Here is a 19,786-nt window from a genome sequence, read left to right as displayed (position 1 = left end):
ACACATACTCGCTGTCCGCACCGCAATGTTGGAAAGCCAGTTTCGGTCCTCCTGCTATGCCTACTGCACAATACACCTCTTTTATTCACTACAAAAAATAATGCCATAACCAAGCAAGCAGAGGAAAACTTCTAATTCCTCTGCTTGTTCCGTTCTTATATCCTCTCCACGTTTTAATATAATCCAAAAATTAACAAACTAAATAGCCTCAGATCATCGGGCTGCCAGTAATGTGCAGGTATTTAATTTACACCATCGCCATTGATAATTGTGATTCAATCCACTATTCCTCTGCTATAGCTTCAGCTTTAGTCCTGTGAATAGTTCCATATGGATGATGCGGAGGTGCATAAATGGAGTAAAGCTTTAGAGGGACATTGCCGGCATTAATGACATTATGCCATGTTCCGGCTGGTACCATGATGGCCGAATCTTTTCTCACTTGTTTTTCAAAGGTTAGATTGTTTTTATTATTTCCCATTCGAACAACCCCACGACCTTGTTCAATACGGAGAAATTGATCGTTATTAGGATGAACCTCCAAGCCTATATCACCCCCAACATCAATGCTCATTAACGTTACTTGCAAATGAGGACCCGTCCATATGGCGGTGCGATAGGTGTTGTTTTCTTTTGCAGCATCATTAATATTAACAACATAAGGATGTGGTCCATGATCCTTTACTTTTCCATTTAGTGATTGTAAAAAAGCCATTCGGTTCAGGTGCTCCAATTCATCTTGTGAAATAGCTCCTTCAGACCAGCCCCCACTATAATACACGGGATTATTAAAATAATATGGATATTGATATTGTAGTGAGTACTGGCACATGCATGGTGCATAGTACATGTAAATCAATCCCTTCACAGTTTTACGAGATATCCTATGCACTATGCTGGATTAGGGTACTTTAAGTTACTTTTTTTGTCTTGGTTTAACATTCCATCAGTTTTATAATTGAACTAAGCACTGTTCCGAGAGAAGGGGGTATTTTTTTGAAGGTTTATGCATTAGTTGGGGAAAGTGGTACCGGAAAAAGTACAAGTGTTTTACATTTCTGCGACGAACACAACATTCCAGCGATTATCGATGATGGGATTTTAATTGTAAATGGGAAGAAAATTGCGGGAACTTCCGCTAAGTATGAAAATAATTATATAAAAGCAGTTAAGCGGGCCACTTTCTTTTATGATGATCACCGCGAGGAAGTTGCGAATGTGATCCGCATGACTGCTTTAGACAAAATTTTAATTGTTGGAACCTCCGTAAAAATGGTTAACTTAATCGCAGATAAATTGAAGTTGGGGAAAATCGATACATATATTGATGTATCTGAAATTCGTACTAGCAAGGAAATTAATATGGCTCGCTACATGCGGAACACACAAGGGAAGCACGTAATTCCGATTCCGTATATGCAAGTAGAGCACAATAGATTAAAAAAGATCCTCCAAAAAGGAAAAAAGCTTTTCTCAAAACAAGCGAAATATATTGGGGAAGAAACGATTATTCAGCCTCATTTTACAAAAGGAACGATTACGATAAATGAGGATGTGTATAAGGAAATCATCACACACACTTGCAAGAAAATAAAGTACGTTAAGAACGCAAAAATTCTCGACTACGATTTCACCACTTTTCAAAGCGTAACGATTGAAATTGAACTGAACTGCCCCCTTGAACAGAATATCGTTGAACTTTTGAAAAAAGTCCAACAAAAAGTGAATGAAGCCATGTTCTCTTATTTTAAAATTGAAATGTATGCTGTTCATATTCGGTTAGCAGCCATTTCTCCCGATCGATAACTATGCAAAAAGGGCATCCTATTGGTGCCCTTTTCCCTTAAAATTTGGTTTTCTTTTTTCAACGAAAGAACGGACTCCTTCTGGAAAATCAACAGGGTCAACACTTTCACTAAGTCCTGTTTCCCATGGAATAGAAACGGTTGGATTATTAAAAGATACGGCCCTTTTGACCGCTAAAACAGATGCCGAAGATTGCTCGATAATCTTTTTTCCCAACCGAATGGCATAGTGGTTCACATCCGTATCATCGTCCAATAAATAATTAATTAGCCCTAAATCATAGCATTCCTGCGGTTTTAAGAGCCTGCCTGTATAGACAAGGTCCATTGTCCTACTTTTTCCAATTAAATCGGCAATTCTTTTCGCAAACGCTTGATTTATTGTAATTCCTAATCTTCCAACCGGAAAGCCCATTAATGTATTGGTTGTGCCAATGCGAATATCACAGGCTAAGGCAAGCTGAAAGCCAGCTCCCATGGCAGGTCCATTGATAACCCCAATCGTTGGCAACGGAATTCTCTCAAATGTAGAAATCGCTTCCTCCATCATTCGAAAAGCATCATTCGCTTCGTCAATCGATAATTCATTAAATTGTTTCAAGTCCGAGCCTGAAGAAAAAAGCTTCTTCCTTCCTCGTAAAATCACAACTTTATTCTTCGGATTTTGTGTGATGCGCTTACCAACCGCTTTTAGGTCGACCCACATTCTATTTGTTAAAGCATTTTTCAACTCCGGTCTATTAATCGTAACAATGGCAAAACCGCCGCTTTCTTGTAGTGAAATATTACCATCGTTTTCGGTATTTTTGATTGTAACCCTCACACTGATCCCTCTCCTATCTGGATATTTTTAACGTGTATGTATATTAGTTCTATCTTAATATTAACAGAAATAGGAAAGGGAATCTCTATAAATAAGTATTTCTTTACGAATGACTAGGTATCACTTTGGTTGCATAAATCCCTCCAAATCTATACAAACTAAATATAATTTTCCTTTAGGATTATGCTGATGGAGGCAATAAATTTGCATAAGTCTATTTTAAAGACAATTGAAGAAAAAATAGAAACCATTCTGGATGAACTGAAAAATTGCAATGATCTTTATGTACGTAGATTTAGAACTATTTCCGGTCAAAATGGCGCTCTTCTTTTTATACAAGGCATTTCGGACGAAAAAGAAATTAATGAAAATATCTTTCCACAAATACTTAGAATAGGAAAGGAAGAAAAAATTACTGAAGCCTTTCTTCTAGAAACCTTCCCATATTGCCAATTAAAAACATCTTCAACTAAAAATGAAATCATTGATGGAATTCTTACAGGGAACATTGTGATTGTATTTGAAAAGCTTGATACCTTTTGTTTATTAAATGCAGAGAAAAAGCCGGACCGCAGCCCTGAATCTCCTATTATTGAAACAACAATTAAGGGTACGAAGGAAGGATTCGTAGATTCATCTAGTGTTAATGTTTCGATCATACGAAAATACTTAAAAAGTCCAAAACTCCAAATTCAAGATATGAAAATCGGTTCTTTATCACAAACAAAGGTAACCGTGCTTTTTATTGATGGAATTGTAAATCAGGATGTACTGGAAGAGGTTAGACAAAGGCTTACTTCTATTGAGACAGATAAAATGATTTCTGCCAGTGAACTTGAACAATGGACGGAAGATAATATGTGGTCTATATTCCCGCTTGTCCGCTTATCAGACCGTCCTGATGTAGCAGTAGAATCGCTTAATTCCGGTAAGGTCATCTTATTTGTAGATAACTCTCCGTTGGCCTTACTTGTGCCCTTTACCTTTTTCGAGAGTTTGCAGAACATGGATGATTATTATGAAAAATGGTACGTCGGTTCGATGGTACGGATTGTTCGACTTATCGCCATGTTGATAAGTATTTTTCTTCCATCACTTTATGTAGCATTAATTCATTTTAATCCCGAGCTGATCCCGTCGGATTTGCTTGTAGCAATAGCGCATACCCGTGTAAAGGTTCCTTTTCCAGCGATATGGGAGCTTTTATTAATGGAACTTATGATTGAAATTTTTAGAGAAGCCGGTGTCCGTTTACCAAAACCTTTAGGGCAAACCGTTGGTATTGTCGGCGGAATTGTAATTGGAGAGGCAGCTGTTCAAGCAAATATAGTTGGTCCGATCACATTAATCGTCGTTGGAATTACAGCGATGGCCTCCTTTAGTACACCACATTATTCAATGGCCTTTAGTTTTCGGCTTCTTCGTTTGTTGCTTATTATCGGGGCCGGATTCTTTGGATTATTCGGGTTAATTTTAGGCTTTAGTTTCGTACTTTTGCATTTAAGTAGCCTGAAAAGCTTTGGTGTTCCTTATCTTGTACCATTTGCACCAACAAAATTTCGGAACTGGATTGACCTCTTCATTTTATTTCCAATTCGTTATCGAACAATGAGGCCAACTTATTTAGCAGATAAGAAAAAACAAAGAAAATGGAAGCCATTAAAAAGAGGATAGGGGCAGACATGGTAAAGAAAACCTTCACTTTCTCAAAAAATCAAATTTTTTGGCTTATTATGGCAAGTTCTCCAATAGGATTATCCACCTTACCAAGAGAAATCAATCAATATACCGGACAAAGCGGATGGTTATTTATTATTTTGTCCTTAGCTATAATAATTCTTTTTACAAGGATATTCCTAATCCTGCCTGAACGATACCCTGGCTGCTCCTTATTGAACATTTTGGAAAACATCATCGGAAAGTGGTTAGGTCGGTTATTATTTGTTGCTCTTATTGCAATTTCAATTATTTTAACTGGATTAGGCATGCGCTTATTGTCGGATGGAATCATTGTTCATATTTTATTCCATACTCCAGGGTGGAGTATCATTTTGTCCGAACTATTAATTGTCATGTATGCTGCAACAAAAAAAGAAGAGACATTGGCCCGATTCAATGAATTGATTCAGCCTTTGCTTATCTTAACACTGTTTACAATTTTTTTGCTTGTCATTAATAAAGCTAACTTTTCTGATTTAAAGCCTATCGTCGCAAAAGGAATCATCTTTGATAAAGGATTATTTACATCCCTTTATTCTTATTTAATTAGCTGGGTCTTCCTCTTCTTTTTGCCGTTAATGCCCAATTTTGACATACTTAAAAAAGGAGTTTTTCAAGGTTTAGTTTTCTTAACTATTACTGTTGGATTGTTATTTATCATGGCTATTTCCTTATTTGGGCCAGTAGAAATTAACTACATTGAATATCCAAGTATTGATATGGCCCGATTAGTTGAAATTCCGATATTAGAACGGATAGAAATTGTATTTTTAACTAGTTGGATTCTATACGGTTTTTCACTTAATCATCTCACACTTCTATCAGCTTCTGTTGGATTTAAAACATTGTTTTCAAAAACTCCGATTAGCAGATGGGTCATTTTTGTGGGAGTAATCGTATTTTTAGTAGCAATCTATCCAAATGATATCGAACATACCAGCCATCTTGCCAGGGTTATACAATTAGTAGTTACTGTCATACTTTTTTTTATTTTTCCATTGATTGTTCTGATTGATACCGTAAAAAGGAAGGTGAAACAAAATTAAGAGGCTATTTTTCTTTATAATGATGACCTTTTTATTAAGCAGTTGTTGGGATTTCCAACGAATGCGAGACAGGATGTTTATTTCCGGAATCGCTGTAGACAAAGAGGATGATGGGTACATAGTTGGAGTTGAAAGCCTAAACTTGCATAGCGGAGGCGGCGCCGGTCAACAACAAGGTAATGAAAACGAATCAAAAGTCACAATCGAAAAAGTGAATTACCAGTCTATAGAAATACCGCTTCACTCTTTGCAAACGAAGGTGAATGGTGATCCATTTTACTCCAATATTCAAGTTTTGATTATCGGGAAAAGGCAGGCAGAGGATGGAATCTCCGGAATCATTAGCCACTTTCTAAGGGATCCAGATATGAGAAGAACAACTCCTGTCGTGTTTTCGGATAATCCTATTGATTTAATGAAAGTAAAACAAAAGGATCAGCGTTTTGTCTCAGAATATATTAAAGAGCTGATAAAATTAACGGAGGAAACAGGTAGAACAATCACTACAGATATCGGGTCCATTTCTAGGGCCATCCATGAAAATAATATCGAATTCATCCCCAATATTAAAATTCAAAAAAATAAACATGAAATTGAGGTTAATGGAACATCTCTTTTAAAAAAAGGAAAAATAGTAGGTAGCTTAAATGAACATGAAACTACCATCGTAGCCTATCTTAAAGAAAACACTGAATCGGGAAGTTTACATATGGATTGCCCGCAATCAGGAAATGGCTCTGTCAGTATGGATATGATTCATACATCTTCTTCCTTAAAACCTAGGGTGGAGAATGGAGCTCTAATCATCGGGGGGCATTTGAAGGCTAAAGGCTATTTAGCTGAATACACTTGTGGCAATGGCAGTATTCAGGGGAAAACTACATTACATAAATTAGAAAATGAGTTTACCGAAATATTAAAAAAGGATGTTTACGAAAAATTAGCAACGATATACAAAAGAACAGGTGAAGATGTATTAAATCTTCAAAGTATATTTGAAAAAGATCAGCCGAAAACGTGGGAAAAAATTAAACCTGAATTTGCTGACATGGTTAAATCTCCGATCATTGATATAAATGTATCTGTTGATCTAATATTAAAAGGAACTGAATCGTGACAGTTCCCCGTTACGATAGGTAACGAGGAACTGTCCATTCATTAAATCGTTGTTCTAGTTAATCATTATACTTTAAATTTAGAAACTAATTCTTGAAGATCTTGAGCTAACTTGCTTAACGCTTCACTGGAAGCACTGATCTCCTCCATTGATGCTAATTGTTCTTCTGACGATGCAGCCACATTTTGTGATTCTTCTGAAGCGGCTTTAGCTATATGTGCCAACTCTTCAACAGAAGCAGTAACCTCTTCAGTATTTGCAGAAATTTGTACAGTTGTAGCTGATACTTCTTGGATTTGAACATCAACTTGTCTGACAGCATTCATTACAAGGTTGAAGGCTTCTCTGGTCTTCTGAATGACAGTCTTACCTAAATCAACTTCTTTACTATTTCCATCCATCTCTTTATTAGCTATTTCTGTATCAGTTTGAATCTCTTCAATTAATGTAACGATTTGGTTGGCCGAAGTCCGCGATTGTTCTGCCAACTTTCTAACTTCATCGGCTACCACAGAAAAGCCTTTTCCATGTTCTCCTGCCCGCGCTGCTTCAATGGCAGCATTTAAAGAAAGCAAATTTGTTTGTTCAGCAATATTGGTAATGATATCAATTATATTACTAATTTCTTTTGATCGCTCACTCAATTTCCTTATAGCTACTGTTGTAGCCTTTGTTCCTTTTTCGATGGAGTCCATCTGATGAATTGCCGCTTGCAGTGATTGATATCCTTGTTCAGATAAGGACTTCGTTTCATTGATAGAATCCTTGACTACACTTGAAGATTCAGCAATCCGTTGGATGCCACCTGAAACTTCTTCCATCGCAATAGCACTTTGCTGTGAACTTGCAACCTGGATTTCACTCCCATTTGCTACTTCTTGAATAGCCGCTGAAATTTGTTCTGTTGCTCTCGTTGCTTGTTCACTTGTTGCCTGTAATTGCTCAGATGAAGCTGCTACATGTTCGGCACTAGTATTAATCTGTTGGATGACCTCCCGAAGTTTGTGTGCCATATCATTAAATGCATGAGCCAAATCACCAATTTCGTCTTTAGTATTTATTTCGATAATCTCTGTTAAGTCACCGTTGCTAACTGTAACAGCTTGTTCTTTTAACATTCTAATTGGTTTAATGATAGACCTAACGATAAAATAGATGATTACACTTCCCACTATCAAAGCTAAGACTATAACTAAAACTGTGTTTTTGAAAATAGGAGCGGCCGCATCATTAATTTCTTCTGAATAAAATGTTCCAACTATTTTCCAGCCAGTTAAATCATTAGTTACATAACTCATCTTTTTCTCTTTACCTTCATAATTATAACTAAATGATCCTTTTTCTTGGCTATAAACCATGTCAAAAAATGACTCTTTAGCTTCAGTCCCCCAATTTAAGGTCGGGTGAGCTATATACTTCCTGTCTCGATCTAACAGAGCCGCATATCCCTTATCACCAATCTTTACTTGATTCGTTATATCTTGGATTGAATCTAATAAAATATCAATTCCAATTACACCAGAATTATCTTTACTCGCACGTGAAATAGTGACAACCATTTTCCCTGTACTTGCCGAAACATATGGTGGCGAAATAATCGTTTCACCTTTTTTCTCCATTGATTCCTTATACCAATCTCTAGCTCTTGGATCATAGCCATCCGGCATTTTTATGTACGGTTCCCGAATAAATAACCCTGTAGTTGTTCCTATATATACACTTTGTATTTCGGGATGTAATTTTACAAATCCAGAAAACTTCCCCCTTAATTCAGGGCTACTTTCACCATTATACAAATCTAATGTAATTTCTTGATAAAAAACATCAATGTTCTGTAATTTAGGTTCTATGGCATTATTGATAGAGGTATTTAATAGATTAATATTTTCATCAATTCCGTCCATTATTTCATGTTCAACTGCATTCTTAGCAGTTGAATAGGCAAATATACCAATACTTAAAGCTGGTATTATTAATATTATTGAAAACGCGATAATAAGTTTTTTCCTAATTGTATTAAATTTACCAAAACTATTTTTCATCAAAACTCCCTCTTCTTGATTTTTTTATTATTTAAATTATACACTTATTTTAGGATAATTTTATAGGTATATCTTAATAATGTATTATTAAGTTTTGCTTATAAAAAAAAGACCTAATGGCCTCTTTTCAAAAAATAGATTAAGGTTTTAATACAACCTTTATACAATTATCTTCCTTATTATTAAAGATTTCATATCCATGAGCGGCTTCCGCTAAAGGCATTTTGTGCGTAATGATTTTTGTTGGATCAATGTCTCCACTTTTAATTTTGTCGTACAAGAACGGCATGTAATGCCGCGCAGGTGCTTGCCCCATTTTTATTGTTATGTTTCGTGTGAAAAAGGGACCTAATGGGAACATATTGTATAAACCACCATATACTCCTGTAATTTGCAGCGTTCCCCCTTTCCGGACAGCTTTTGTTGCGATTTGGATCGGACCCAAAGTTCCACCTTGAAGCTTTAACTTCTGTTCGACCCACTCTAGGGGAGATTTTTTACCATCCATCCCAACACAATCAATGACGACATCTGCTCCACCCTTTGTTAGCTCCTTTAAGGTTTCACCCATATCTTCATACTCAGTGAAATTAAAAATTTCAGTCTTATTCATCTTTTTGGAGTGTTCAAGCCGATTACTGATGTAATCTACAGCAATTACACGCTCCGCTCCCTTTGCCCAAGCAAACTGTTGGGCCATTAAGCCAATAGGACCGCAGCCTAATATAATAACAGTATCGCCTTTTTTTACCCCTGCATTATCAACACTCCAATAAGCAGTTGGAAGGACATCAGATAAAAAAAGGAGCGATTCATCCTCTAATTCACAATCTTTTGGAATAACAAAAGGAGTATAATTCCCAAAAGGGACTCTTAAATATTCAGCTTGTCCTCCAGGATAATCACCGAATTTTTCAGAATACCCAAAGTACCCACCTGAATCATAATGTGGATTAGAATTGTCACACTGACTTTCTAAATCATGCTGGCAGAAATGGCATTTACCACATGCTACAGTGAAAGGAATAACAACACGATCGCCTTTCTTCACTTCCGTAACATCAGGCCCCACCTCCTCAACGATCCCCATCGGTTCATGTCCGATAACATAGCCGATCGGTAACGGGAAATTCCCTTGATACAGATGGAGATCTGATCCACATATTGCTGTTGAAGTCACCTTAATAATGACATCCTCGCGGTCCTGTATTTTTGGTTCCTCAACGTCCTTTACAGCAACTTCATTTTTACCTTGGTATGTAACAGCCTTCATGATAGCCCCCTTGGGTTTTAAAAATTATCATTAACGGCTTTATTCTTTGTAAATGATAACTTATTTATTCTAAAATGGGACACAGGGTCGGGAACTATGTCCCTTCTTATCTAATAGAAATGCTTCAATTTCCTGTAAAGTCGGCAAGGCACTGATTCCACCTTTTTTCATAGTAGTCAAGGCACCGCAGGCATTCGCAAATGTTAGCAATTCATGGGCATGTTCTTCAACAAAGGTCTTAAGATTTGATTTACTAACTTCATTTTTTAATAAAATAGATAAAAAAGCACCGATGAATGCATCCCCAGCACCTGTTGTATCTACTACATTTACTTTGAATCCGCGATTATCAAACTCGGAATCTCTTGTTAATACCAAAGCACCTTTTGCTCCTTGGGTATAAACGATCACCTTGACATCACCTTGAAACAATGATCGTAAAGCTTCTTTTTCATCAGTAATACCTGTTATAAACTCCAACTCATCATCAGATATCTTCACAATATGGGACAATGGAATAAATTCCAAGATGGTTTCGCGGCAATCCTGAGCATCATCCCACAAAGGCAGTCGTACATTGGGGTCAAAGCTAATAATACCTTGCTTTGATTTCACAATTTCAATTGCTTTTTGATGGGCATATTTCATCGGAGACTCAACAAGATCAACAGAACAAAAATGAAGATAGTCGCCTTTATTGAAGATATTTTCATCCAATTCATCCGCTTCTAAAAGCAAATCAGCAGATGGATTTCGATAGAAAGAAAAATCCCGATCACCATTATTTTTAAGGGAAACAAATGCTAAGGCCGTATTTGCTTCGTCTGTTCGAAGGATATAATCTGTATTAACTCCAGACTGAACAAGCTTTTCCACTAAAAAGTCGCCAAAAGCATCATTGCCTAATTTCGAAATCATTAATGATTTCTGACCAAATTTGGCAGCGGTAGCTGCGACATTGGCCGGTGCACCACCTGGAGTTCTTTCAAAGGATAATACATCCTTCAATGGGACCCCCTTTTCACAAGGGATAAAATCAATTAATACTTCACCAATACAAAAAAGTTTGCCCATTTTGTCACCTCAAAATTACATTGGTTCTACCCGGTTCCTATACAGTCATTTTGTCTACAAAATTTCCTGCACTCTTCCAACCTGCCCACCTTCCAGCATTACTTTAATTCCATGGGGATGTGTAGGGCTATTCGTAAGCAATTTGGCTACTGTTCCCTCTGTAAGCTTTCCCGTTTTCTGGTCTGCTTTTAGAATTATTTTGACCTGTGCTCCTATTTTTATATCTGCTCTATTTTTACCATTCATAATTATCCTTCCTTTCACTTCAATAAACAAAACATTAGAAACCACGGGGGCTAATCCCGTGGCTCAACTCAATGATCCCGATTTACTAGATAATTCAATAAATGCTTTAGAAAAAGAGTATTGCGTGGTACTTTCTCCAATACCTCCATTGCAAGACAATAATGTTCCCACATCGCTCTTTTTGCACCCTCCTGACCCAGGATTGATACAAAAGTCGAATTGTTGTTTTTGGCATCTTTTCCAATGGGTTTTCCAAGTAAATCTAATTCACCCTCAACATCTAGTAAATCATCTTTAATCTGAAACGCAATACCCGCATGTTTGGCAAATGTTTTCAAAGATTTAATTTCTGATTCATTTGCATTAGCAAGAATAGCAGGCATGATGAGGGGAGCTTCAAATCCCAGCCCGGTTTTGTAAAAGCACATCCAGTTCAATTGCTCAAGCGTCAATTGTTTTCCTTTGGAATCCAAGTCTATCACTTGTCCCTTACACATATCCGCCGCCGTTTTGGCCGAATATCGAATCAAGTGAAGCACGGCTTTCGAATCGAACTGAGCGAGAGAGGCTTGTTCCTCTACCGCCTTTTGGGTCAGAAATAGCCCTGTCAATTCAGCTGTTGCGATATTATACAATTGATGTAAGGTTGTACGCCCCCTCCTGATGGACGCATTATCTTGGGATGGTAAATCATCAAAAATTAGCGACGCAGTGTGCATATATTCCAATGATCTTAATAGTGGTGCGATTAAGGTACTTTTCAGTCCATAACCATCAATTGCCATGACCCAAGTTATGATTGGTCGCAACCGCTTTCCGTCCCCTTCAAGAATGTAATTTGCTGCATCAGTTATTGGCTCATGCAAAGCTAAATGGTCATCTTTAGGAATCCTTAAGATGTTGTCAATTTGATTGCGAGCTGTTTCGATCGTATTTAGAAAGTCTTCCTGCTCTTTCCGTTCATTCCTTAGATCGGTAATGATATGGTCACGAAGCAATTTATCAAAAAAATCTACATCCCCCGCTTTTTGAACCATCTTTTGGATGATACGATTAAAACTGGGATTGCCAGAAGCAAATACCCCCATAACTTCATTGTACTTGTTCTCTCCCATCCGTTCTTTAAATCGTTTCAGACCGTTAATGGCACGGTCCAAAATTACTTCACGGGTTTTGGTTTCGGAGTCATACACATTATGGATTAAATGAGAGATGACCGTCCAGTATAATTCAAAAGGATTAAGTAGATCAGAACGCTTATCATGATATTTTAAATAATAAGTATACGGTGTAACCATACCGTTACCCATGTCATCAAACATATCGGCAAAATCATCAGCCAACTGGTTATATATCCCGTAATAGAATGTTCGGCTTTCAAAATCCTTATCCTCATGAGCACTGATTACTGAACGTGCAATTAATCTTGAAGTCGAAGATTTTAGTATGATCGGTATATAAAGCTCCTCATTGGTGTAATGCGGATGTGATAAATCTTTTTCACGGTCTTCCTCCTGGGAATTAAAAAAAATATAGGATTGCTCGAAAAATTTTTTTGTTGTATCCGGGCTCTGGTTATCCCTAATATATTCAAAAGCATCTTTTAGCTCCGAATAAATGACTTTAATCAAGTCTGAATTATCTCCAGTCCACTCCCCTATCTCAGATACAGAGCCTGTTAATAAACTTGAACGTATCAAATCGGAATATTGTTTTTTCTCATCAACTGATAGCACGTTTGCATCCAAAAGGTCATCAATGAAAGGATAGGTTAGACCATAGGAATAACCGAGCCTTATAGCTCTGTTTAGTTTCCAAGAGCGGTCTTCTTGTAAAATATCATTGCCCTTCTCTTCAAGCTCGTGCATCAACACTCCAGCTATGATTTTGATCAACTTTCGCTGGGCATTTTCCGCATCCATCCCCTCTGGAATCAATATGGAAACAGTCTTTAGTTTATTTATCAACCAGATGATGGTTGATTCTACACCTTCCTTCTGTGCCCATCGATACAACCCCGCAATGCTAAATACCTCAATTTTATCCCCTTGATTTGTGGTGGAATTAGTTAGATGATTTTTTATACTTTCAACTACACGTTGAATCTTTTTCTTTGTATCAGGGGAATCCAAGACTTTGCCGAGATCCCTCAAAAATATATAAGAAACACTCCGATTCAAATAGTGGTCTAATTTCCCATTTTTATTAAGCCAGTGGATATAATTGTAATACTCTCTAGGGGCTGGTTTTCTCCTTTCTTGTAAAAAAAGGGATAGAAACGAATGATGAATATGATTTTGTTTCCATGATTGAAAATCATTTGTTAGGGTAGGAACGTACTTTTTTTGTGTGACTTGCTCATGAAGTAATTTAAAATAATGGGAAGCCTTCTGCTCCGCCAACCGATAGGATGCTTCAGCATTAATTATTAATTCCCGTTCCATAAACATTACCTCTGCTTCATTTTCTCTTATATTTATTTATATTATAATAGAGGCAAATTTTAGCACCTGAAAAAATCAAATTCCATATCTTAAATAGATCATAGATTCCCCTACCACTTCCTTGTTTTATTTCTTATCTTAACACAACACAAAGTGTTAACCATTAACGAAAGAAAATCACCCCTTATTCGCTCCGATAACTAGAGCCGGGGTGATTTTGACGTAATAAATTTTCATATTATATTCTATATGCAAATTGTTAAATCTCCCTTTTTAATTGTTTAACAAATTGGCTAGTCCAAGTACTGGATTTTAAATACATTTCAAATAATTGGGCTTCGGTTAAATCATAAGGATATTTTGTTAAAGACTGATTCTTCTTACTAGGACGTTCGGCTCTTTCCATTAAATCTAATACCAACTTATAATGATTTTCTTCCCCTAATAAAGCACTTTTTATTTCTTTTGTAATAGGAAGTCCCTCAAGAATAGTACTCATTGGCAAATGTAAAAATGAATCAATACACGATAATAACCCTAATAAGAAATATTTTGATTTATTCTGCTTATTGTTTTCAACTACTGCTAGGAATTCTCCCAACTTAGCCCTTGTTAAACTGAGATGGATAAGTTCACCTAGGGTAGCATTATTTTTTTCCTCCTGTAACCCTTTAAGCGCGAGAACATAGATCCACTTTTTAATTTCTATTAAGCCTAACAACACAATGGCTTGTCTAATAGAGCTAATTTCATATTTAGGCCTAATAACTGGTGAATTGATTAATTTCAATAATTTATAAGAAAGTGAAATATCCGTCTCTATTACTTCTGTAATCTGGTCTAAATCAGGCTCTGGAGAATCAAGATACTCCAGCACGGTAAAATACGATTGAAAATAGGACGGAATATCATGACTTTGTAGTATTATTGGTTTACTGAAGAAGTATCCTTGAAAGTAGGAATAACCATCTTCTTTAGCTTGTTCATATTCCTCTCTAGTTTCAACCTTTTCAGCTAAAAAAATAATGTCATAGGGAACTAGATACTCCATCATCTGGAGACGTGCCTTTCTTGATGTAGCAAGGAAATCAATTTTAACGATATCAATAATCTTTAGTAATTCCATCGTTAAATCATTACCATGCATCAAAAAGAAATCATCAAGGGCAATCCTATACCCTAACATTTTCAGCTCTTTACAAATTTCTATTAATTCTTCTGTAATTGGCACATCTTCCAATATTTCAATTACAAGATTAAGAGGACTAAAATACGTAGGCAATTTCAACTTTAATAGATTCTCTGTAAAATTCACAAAGCATGGTTTACCCTCTGACAGGTCTTTAATTCCTATATTTAAAAAGCTATTAATAATAACTTCAGATGTTGCTTTATCTCCATCTGATGCATTATAAACATTTTCTTTACCACTTCTATAAAGCAATTCATAAGAGATCACATTTTCTCTGGAATCAAAAATTGGTTGTTTGGCAACGTATACTTCCATTTTTGTTTGAATTCCTTTCCTTTATTACTTCTTAGTGGCATAATAACGATTTACCTAAATTTTACCACAAAATCCTTATTCTATGTTTTAATATTTTAGTTTTGAAAATTGGACAAATGAACCTTTAACTGATATTGTGCTTATTTAGCCTAGACATAATACAAATAAATGTGGTAGCATAATATAGTTTCCCACAGTAACCATTACCTTAGCTAACTATATTTTTTAAAAAAAGAGGTGTTTGCAATACAAACTTATCAAAAATTCTTTCATCAATTGCTTCTGATGTACCGGCCATTTGAAAACAGACTTAATGTTCACCTCGCTGAACATCAGCTATATAGAGCACAATGGACAATTTTGTACTATTTGGCCAATAACGGAACCGCTACACTTGTAGAACTTTCCCATTATATGAGTGTCGAAAAGCCCACTGTTACTAGAACAATGACTCGCTTAGAGGAGCTTGGCTATGTCGAGCATGTTGTAGGCAAGGACAAACGTGAAAAAAGAATGCAGCTTTCAGCAGCTGGACAAAAGATATATCAAGATATACGAGTAACAATTGATCAATTTGAACAGGAAATTTTAGAAGGGATCACGGAGAAGGAACAAATTAATGCCATCCGTATCATGGGAATCATTCGAGATAATATAACAAATAAGGGGTAATAAAGTGAATTCATCTAGAGAATTATTATGGACAAAGGATTTTATTATTGTGTCAGGTATTAACTTTTTAATAAACCTTGTGTTTTATCTTTTAATCGTCATTATTGGGGAGTACGCGGTTGATCAATTTCATGCATCCACTAGTGAGGCAGGTCTTGTTACAGGCATCTTTATCATCGGTTCTTTAATTGGCAGACTTTTTACCGGTCGTTACATTGAGTCGCTTGGGCGCAGAAGAACGTTATTTATTGGACTAGTCTTCTTTATCTTAACAACACTTCTATATTTAATGAGCTCTAATATTGGCATCATGCTGATTACTCGTTTATTACATGGCGTGGCAGCTGGTATGGTTGGAACAGCTACTGGAACGATTGCTGCCCAAATTATTCCGGCAGTACGAAAAGCAGAGGGAATTGGTTACTTCAGCATGAGTGCTACCCTAGCAACGGCAATTGGTCCGTTTATCGGTCTTTATATGACGCAGCATACTGCTTTCCGAACAATTTTTATTTTTTCCATTTTCCTAGGGATTATTAGCTTCATTCCATCATTGTTTATCAATATTCCTGCTGTTACAACAACAACCAAACAACCTCACGAAACGCAAGGAGAGGGCTTTAAGCTTTCAAACTATATTGAGCCAAAAGCTGTGCCAATAGCCATCATAACATTCGTTATTGCTTTTTGTTATTCAAGTGTTCTATCCTTTATCAAATTCTATGCGAATGAGATTAACCTAGTTAGTGCGGCAAGCTTTTTCTTTCTTGTTTATTCGATTGCTGTTTTATTTTCACGTCCATTCACCGGTCGCTTAATGGACTCAAAAGGTGCAAACTATATTATGTACCCTGGATTTGTCATTTTAGCAGGCGGAATGGTGCTCTTAAGTGCAGTTACCTCTGGATATCTATTACTCCTAGCCGGTGCATTGATTGGGCTTGGCTTTGGTAATATGCAGTCAAGCACACAGGCCCTTGCCGTCAAATTAACACCATTACACCGGATCGGATTGGCCACTTCAACATTCTTTATCGCCCTTGACGCCGGACTTGGCTTTGGACCATATTTACTTGGATTTGTCATTCCAGTTACGGGATATCGCTCACTATATGTGATCCTCGGATTGACCGTTCTAGTATCTACGGTTCTGTACTATTTCTTGCATGGTAAAAAGGAACATGTATTACGAGAAAATATTAAATCAGTAGCCTAAATATAGGTAAGAGGCGAATATCTTTCGCCTCTCGGATTATTTCAGGTAGATTCAATGAACACTTTAGAAGTTTTTTTCTCAGATTCATAAGGAAAAAGCACCGGCATAGCGATGCTTTTCATTCATTATTGAAAGGACAAATCTACTAATCCGTCTAATTTAGGATTTTCTTTGAGGAAATCTAACTCAAACGATGATTGGGCAAACTCTTTAATTACATTTTCATTAATTTCAGTAGTATAGGTAATGCGTGCCATTGCTTGTTTAACGATATCTTCATCAACCTCTTGTTTCGTTAGGTCCTTGATTGATTGAATGGCAATTTTTTGTGCTTCGTCTGGTTGACTTTTAATAAAATCAACTGCTTGTTGCTGTGCCTGAACGAGCGCTTTAACAACCTCTTTCTTTTCTTTAATTAAACTTCCATTTACAACAAATACAGTGTTTGGCAGGGTATTCCCATAGGCAATTTCATCTGTGCTAACAATTACTTTTGCTCCATTTTGGGCGAGAATTGATGCCCATGGTTCAGGAACGGCTGCTAAGTCTACTTTCCCTGTTTCGAACATACCTTGATATTGGGCTGGATTGCCAGTGACATGTTGTAATGACCCACCGATGCGTGATGATGTTAATTTATCATTTCCTTGTTGCTGTAAATACGTTTCAAATTGAACATCATGTGTACAGCCAATTCCAGGGGTGATAAATGTTTTCCCTTCGATGTCTTCTAAATTAGTAATCCCACTGTTAGCACTTGCAACGACAACTGTTCCGCCTGATGATGCTCCGGAAACAATTTTCACATCTGCTCCACTTGCAAAATTGTTCATAACTGGAGCCGGTCCAACTAGCCCACCATCAATATCACCTGACTTTAACGCCGTCATGAACGTGCCTCCATCAGGAAAAGTTCTATATTCAATATCAAAATTCTCACCAAGCGCTTGTTCATAATAGCCTTTTTCACGGGCAACCATAGCTGGAACATGGTCAATGTTCGGAAAATAACCAATCACAATTTTTTCCTTTTTAGCCCCATCACCAGTGCTCTTTGTAGTAGTGCTCATTCCGCAGGCAGTTAAAACCCCCATTACGAATAGTAAGACAAAAGCTAATTTCCATTTTTTCATTGTATCATCCATTCCTTTCTACAAGTCCCCATTTTGTCATTACACGTTTTTCAATCCGTTGAAATACAATTAAATCAACGGTGACACCAATCACCCCAATCACTACCATAATTCCTAGAACGATATCCATACGGCCAAAGTCAGAAGCAAATTTCAATGTATACCCAAGACCAGGTCCCGTACTTAATAATTCCCCGGCCATTAATGCCCGCCATGCAAACGCCCATGCCAACCTTACTCCAGTTACGACATAAGGAATTGATGCCGGAAAAGCAACTCGAAAAAACAAATCCAATCCATTTGATCCCATCGTTTGCGCTGCTTTAATATAGAGGGGAGAAACATTTTTTATTCCTATTCTCATATTGATTGTCATGACAATGGTGGCACCTAAAACGACGATAAAAATAACCGACTTTTCATTTAACCCAAACCACATAATCGCTAGCGGCAACCAGACAATACTTGGGATGCTTTGCAGAGCTAAGATAAAGGCCCCCAGTGTTTCATCTGCTGTTTTTGACTTAGCAAGAAAGACACCAAGCAAAACCCCAATGATGAGCGCAATCACAAGTCCAATTAATAAGCGAGTAAAACTAACCCTCAAATCATGTAATAATGAGCCATCTGCCAAACTTTCCTGTAAACTTAAGACAACATCTGTTGGAGCAGGCATTAGTACCTTTGGTATGTTAAACAATCGAACAACAAGTTCCCAAATCCCAAATAATACAATAAAAAAAACAATTCGTTTAATAGCTAGCCGCATACCGTTGCCCCTCATCTACTACTTTGTCAATTTCAGCTTTAAGCAGCTCCATAATCGTTTTTTCATACATTGTAAGCTGGTGAATATGTTTGTCACGTGGCCGTTCAATTTTCAGCTGAATATCTGCCAAAATAACGCCTGGATGGGTTCCCATCACAATAATGCGGTCTGACAATGTTAACGCTTCTTGAATGCTATGGGTTACAAAAAGAATCGTCTTTTTTGTTTCCAGCCAAATGGTTTCAAGTTCAAGGTGAAGACGCATTCTTGTTTGTTCATCTAATGCACCAAATGGCTCATCCATCAATAAAACTCGTGGATTCATTGCCAATGCTCTCGCAATTGCAACTCTTTGCTGCATTCCTCCTGATAATTCATGGGGAAAATGGTTGGCATAAGGGCTCAGCTGTACGAGTTTTAAATATTTTTGAGCAATTTCTTTCGCTTCCTTCTTTTTGACTTCTTTTCGTAATGGGAATATAACATTTTCTTCCACTGTCAACCACGGGAATAAAGCAGCCGCTTGGAACACCATCCCCCGATCTTTTCCAGGTTTCATTATCTTTTGACCATTTAGGTAAACACTTCCTTCACTTGGTTTCACTAGACCGGCAATAATTGAAAGTAAAGTCGATTTTCCACATCCGGAAGGACCTAAAAAAGAAACAAATTCACCTTCATTCACATGCAAATCAATATCTTTTAACACTTGCTCCACTTTCCCATGATTTTTAAAACTTTTTTGTATATTGGATATATGAAGAAACATAAGTTCACCCCAACTTCAATTTCATTTTATATAATTCGCATTGTTTTAATCGGAATTATAGTTTATTATATTACTAAGATATGGAAAGTCAACACAATTTTTTGAAAATAAGTACAATAAAGGTTGGATTG

At 36.8% G+C, this 19,786-nt stretch carries 17 protein-coding genes; 6 read left to right on the top strand and 11 right to left on the bottom strand.

The window, feature by feature from the left end:
* Positions 1–283 precede the first annotated feature (283 nt).
* Positions 284–850 (bottom strand): cupin domain-containing protein, encoded by a 567-nt coding sequence (locus BAZO_RS19520; protein WP_003333206.1) that lies wholly within the window; start codon positions 848–850, stop codon positions 284–286.
* 146 nt (positions 851–996) lie between these two features.
* Here BAZO_RS19520 and BAZO_RS19515 point away from each other — a divergent pair, with 146 nt between their 5' ends.
* Positions 997–1,806: a hypothetical protein gene (locus tag BAZO_RS19515; RefSeq protein WP_003333205.1), complete on the top strand. Its 810-nt coding sequence runs from the start codon at positions 997–999 to the stop codon at positions 1,804–1,806.
* An 18-nt stretch (positions 1,807–1,824) separates the two neighbouring features.
* On the opposite strand, the gene BAZO_RS19510 is transcribed toward BAZO_RS19515, so the two are convergent.
* The gene (locus tag BAZO_RS19510) at positions 1,825–2,628 is read right to left on the bottom strand and encodes an enoyl-CoA hydratase/isomerase family protein (RefSeq protein WP_003333204.1); all 804 of its coding nucleotides are present in this window, start codon (positions 2,626–2,628) and stop codon (positions 1,825–1,827) included.
* A 204-nt stretch (positions 2,629–2,832) separates the two neighbouring features.
* On the opposite strand from BAZO_RS19510, the gene BAZO_RS19505 reads away from it, so the two are divergent.
* The 3 genes from BAZO_RS19505 to BAZO_RS19495 are packed head-to-tail and all read left to right on the top strand — an operon-like array spanning position 2,833 to position 6,510.
* Positions 2,833–4,302, top strand: coding sequence for a spore germination protein (locus tag BAZO_RS19505; RefSeq protein ID WP_003333203.1), 1,470 nt, complete (start codon positions 2,833–2,835; stop codon positions 4,300–4,302).
* 8 nt (positions 4,303–4,310) lie between these two features.
* Entirely contained in the window at positions 4,311–5,393 is a 1,083-nt protein-coding gene (locus BAZO_RS19500; RefSeq protein WP_003333201.1) for a GerAB/ArcD/ProY family transporter, read from the top strand.
* Positions 5,394–5,412: 19 nt separating this feature from the next.
* A complete protein-coding gene (locus BAZO_RS19495; RefSeq protein ID WP_003333199.1) occupies positions 5,413–6,510 on the top strand; it encodes a Ger(x)C family spore germination protein in 1,098 nt (365 codons plus the stop codon).
* Positions 6,511–6,575: 65 nt separating this feature from the next.
* Here the strand turns inward: BAZO_RS19495 and BAZO_RS19490 are convergent, their stop codons facing one another.
* From BAZO_RS19490 to BAZO_RS19465, 6 genes are all read right to left on the bottom strand, one after another.
* A complete protein-coding gene (locus BAZO_RS19490) occupies positions 6,576–8,552 on the bottom strand; it encodes a methyl-accepting chemotaxis protein (protein ID WP_003333198.1) in 1,977 nt (658 codons plus the stop codon).
* Positions 8,553–8,691: 139 nt separating this feature from the next.
* Complete coding sequence (locus BAZO_RS19485) at positions 8,692–9,825, bottom strand: zinc-dependent alcohol dehydrogenase (protein WP_003333197.1); 1,134 nt, start codon at positions 9,823–9,825, stop codon at positions 8,692–8,694.
* A gap of 69 nt (positions 9,826–9,894) precedes the next feature.
* Positions 9,895–10,899 carry a carbohydrate kinase family protein gene (locus tag BAZO_RS19480; protein WP_003333196.1) on the bottom strand — a complete coding sequence of 335 codons (1,005 nt, stop codon included), beginning with the start codon at positions 10,897–10,899 and terminating at the stop codon, positions 9,895–9,897.
* Between the two features lie 54 nt (positions 10,900–10,953).
* Complete coding sequence (locus tag BAZO_RS19475) at positions 10,954–11,145, bottom strand: YwbE family protein (RefSeq protein ID WP_003333195.1); 192 nt, start codon at positions 11,143–11,145, stop codon at positions 10,954–10,956.
* 68 nt (positions 11,146–11,213) lie between these two features.
* Entirely contained in the window at positions 11,214–13,589 is a 2,376-nt protein-coding gene (locus BAZO_RS19470) for a polyprenyl synthetase family protein (RefSeq protein ID WP_003333194.1), read from the bottom strand.
* A gap of 259 nt (positions 13,590–13,848) precedes the next feature.
* Positions 13,849–15,096 carry an EAL and HDOD domain-containing protein gene (locus tag BAZO_RS19465; RefSeq protein WP_003333193.1) on the bottom strand — a complete coding sequence of 416 codons (1,248 nt, stop codon included), beginning with the start codon at positions 15,094–15,096 and terminating at the stop codon, positions 13,849–13,851.
* 246 nt (positions 15,097–15,342) lie between these two features.
* Between BAZO_RS19465 and BAZO_RS19460 the strand changes: the two genes are divergently transcribed.
* Both BAZO_RS19460 and BAZO_RS19455 read left to right on the top strand, forming a co-directional pair.
* Positions 15,343–15,768 (top strand): MarR family winged helix-turn-helix transcriptional regulator, encoded by a 426-nt coding sequence (locus BAZO_RS19460; RefSeq protein ID WP_157382187.1) that lies wholly within the window; start codon positions 15,343–15,345, stop codon positions 15,766–15,768.
* 4 nt (positions 15,769–15,772) lie between these two features.
* A complete protein-coding gene (locus BAZO_RS19455) occupies positions 15,773–16,984 on the top strand; it encodes an MFS transporter (RefSeq protein ID WP_003333191.1) in 1,212 nt (403 codons plus the stop codon).
* A gap of 125 nt (positions 16,985–17,109) precedes the next feature.
* Here BAZO_RS19455 and BAZO_RS19450 read toward each other — a convergent pair whose 3' ends face one another.
* From BAZO_RS19450 to BAZO_RS19440, 3 genes are read right to left on the bottom strand one after another with little or no spacing between them, the layout of a single operon-like run.
* The gene (locus tag BAZO_RS19450) at positions 17,110–18,117 is read right to left on the bottom strand and encodes an ABC transporter substrate-binding protein (protein WP_039957811.1); all 1,008 of its coding nucleotides are present in this window, start codon (positions 18,115–18,117) and stop codon (positions 17,110–17,112) included.
* Positions 18,118–18,121: 4 nt separating this feature from the next.
* Positions 18,122–18,886, bottom strand: coding sequence for an ABC transporter permease (locus BAZO_RS19445; RefSeq protein ID WP_003333189.1), 765 nt, complete (start codon positions 18,884–18,886; stop codon positions 18,122–18,124).
* Positions 18,870–19,655 carry an ABC transporter ATP-binding protein gene (locus BAZO_RS19440; RefSeq protein WP_003333187.1) on the bottom strand — a complete coding sequence of 262 codons (786 nt, stop codon included), beginning with the start codon at positions 19,653–19,655 and terminating at the stop codon, positions 18,870–18,872. Before BAZO_RS19440 ends, BAZO_RS19445 begins: the two co-directional genes overlap by 17 nt.
* Positions 19,656–19,786 lie beyond the last annotated feature (131 nt).

The organism is Schinkia azotoformans LMG 9581 (genome assembly GCF_000307855.1).
In the GTDB taxonomy this organism is placed as follows: Bacteria; Bacillota; Bacilli; order Bacillales; family Bacillaceae_J; genus Schinkia; species Schinkia azotoformans.
This window is presented reverse-complemented; position numbering and strand designations above follow the sequence as displayed.

Coding starts and splice junctions, on each gene's coding strand:
- BAZO_RS19470 (WP_003333194.1), bottom strand. CDS start 13,589: ATGGAACGGGAATTAATAATTAATGCTGAAGCATCCTATCGGTTGGCG.
- BAZO_RS19475 (WP_003333195.1), bottom strand. CDS start 11,145: ATGAATGGTAAAAATAGAGCAGATATAAAAATAGGAGCACAGGTCAAA.
- BAZO_RS19480 (WP_003333196.1), bottom strand. CDS start 10,899: ATGGGCAAACTTTTTTGTATTGGTGAAGTATTAATTGATTTTATCCCT.
- BAZO_RS19500 (WP_003333201.1), top strand. CDS start 4,311: ATGGTAAAGAAAACCTTCACTTTCTCAAAAAATCAAATTTTTTGGCTT.
- BAZO_RS19440 (WP_003333187.1), bottom strand. CDS start 19,655: ATGTTTCTTCATATATCCAATATACAAAAAAGTTTTAAAAATCATGGG.
- BAZO_RS19465 (WP_003333193.1), bottom strand. CDS start 15,096: ATGGAAGTATACGTTGCCAAACAACCAATTTTTGATTCCAGAGAAAAT.
- BAZO_RS19490 (WP_003333198.1), bottom strand. CDS start 8,552: ATGAAAAATAGTTTTGGTAAATTTAATACAATTAGGAAAAAACTTATT.
- BAZO_RS19520 (WP_003333206.1), bottom strand. CDS start 850: ATGTACTATGCACCATGCATGTGCCAGTACTCACTACAATATCAATAT.
- BAZO_RS19495 (WP_003333199.1), top strand. CDS start 5,413: ATGATGACCTTTTTATTAAGCAGTTGTTGGGATTTCCAACGAATGCGA.
- BAZO_RS19450 (WP_039957811.1), bottom strand. CDS start 18,117: ATGAAAAAATGGAAATTAGCTTTTGTCTTACTATTCGTAATGGGGGTT.
- BAZO_RS19485 (WP_003333197.1), bottom strand. CDS start 9,825: ATGAAGGCTGTTACATACCAAGGTAAAAATGAAGTTGCTGTAAAGGAC.
- BAZO_RS19445 (WP_003333189.1), bottom strand. CDS start 18,886: ATGCGGCTAGCTATTAAACGAATTGTTTTTTTTATTGTATTATTTGGG.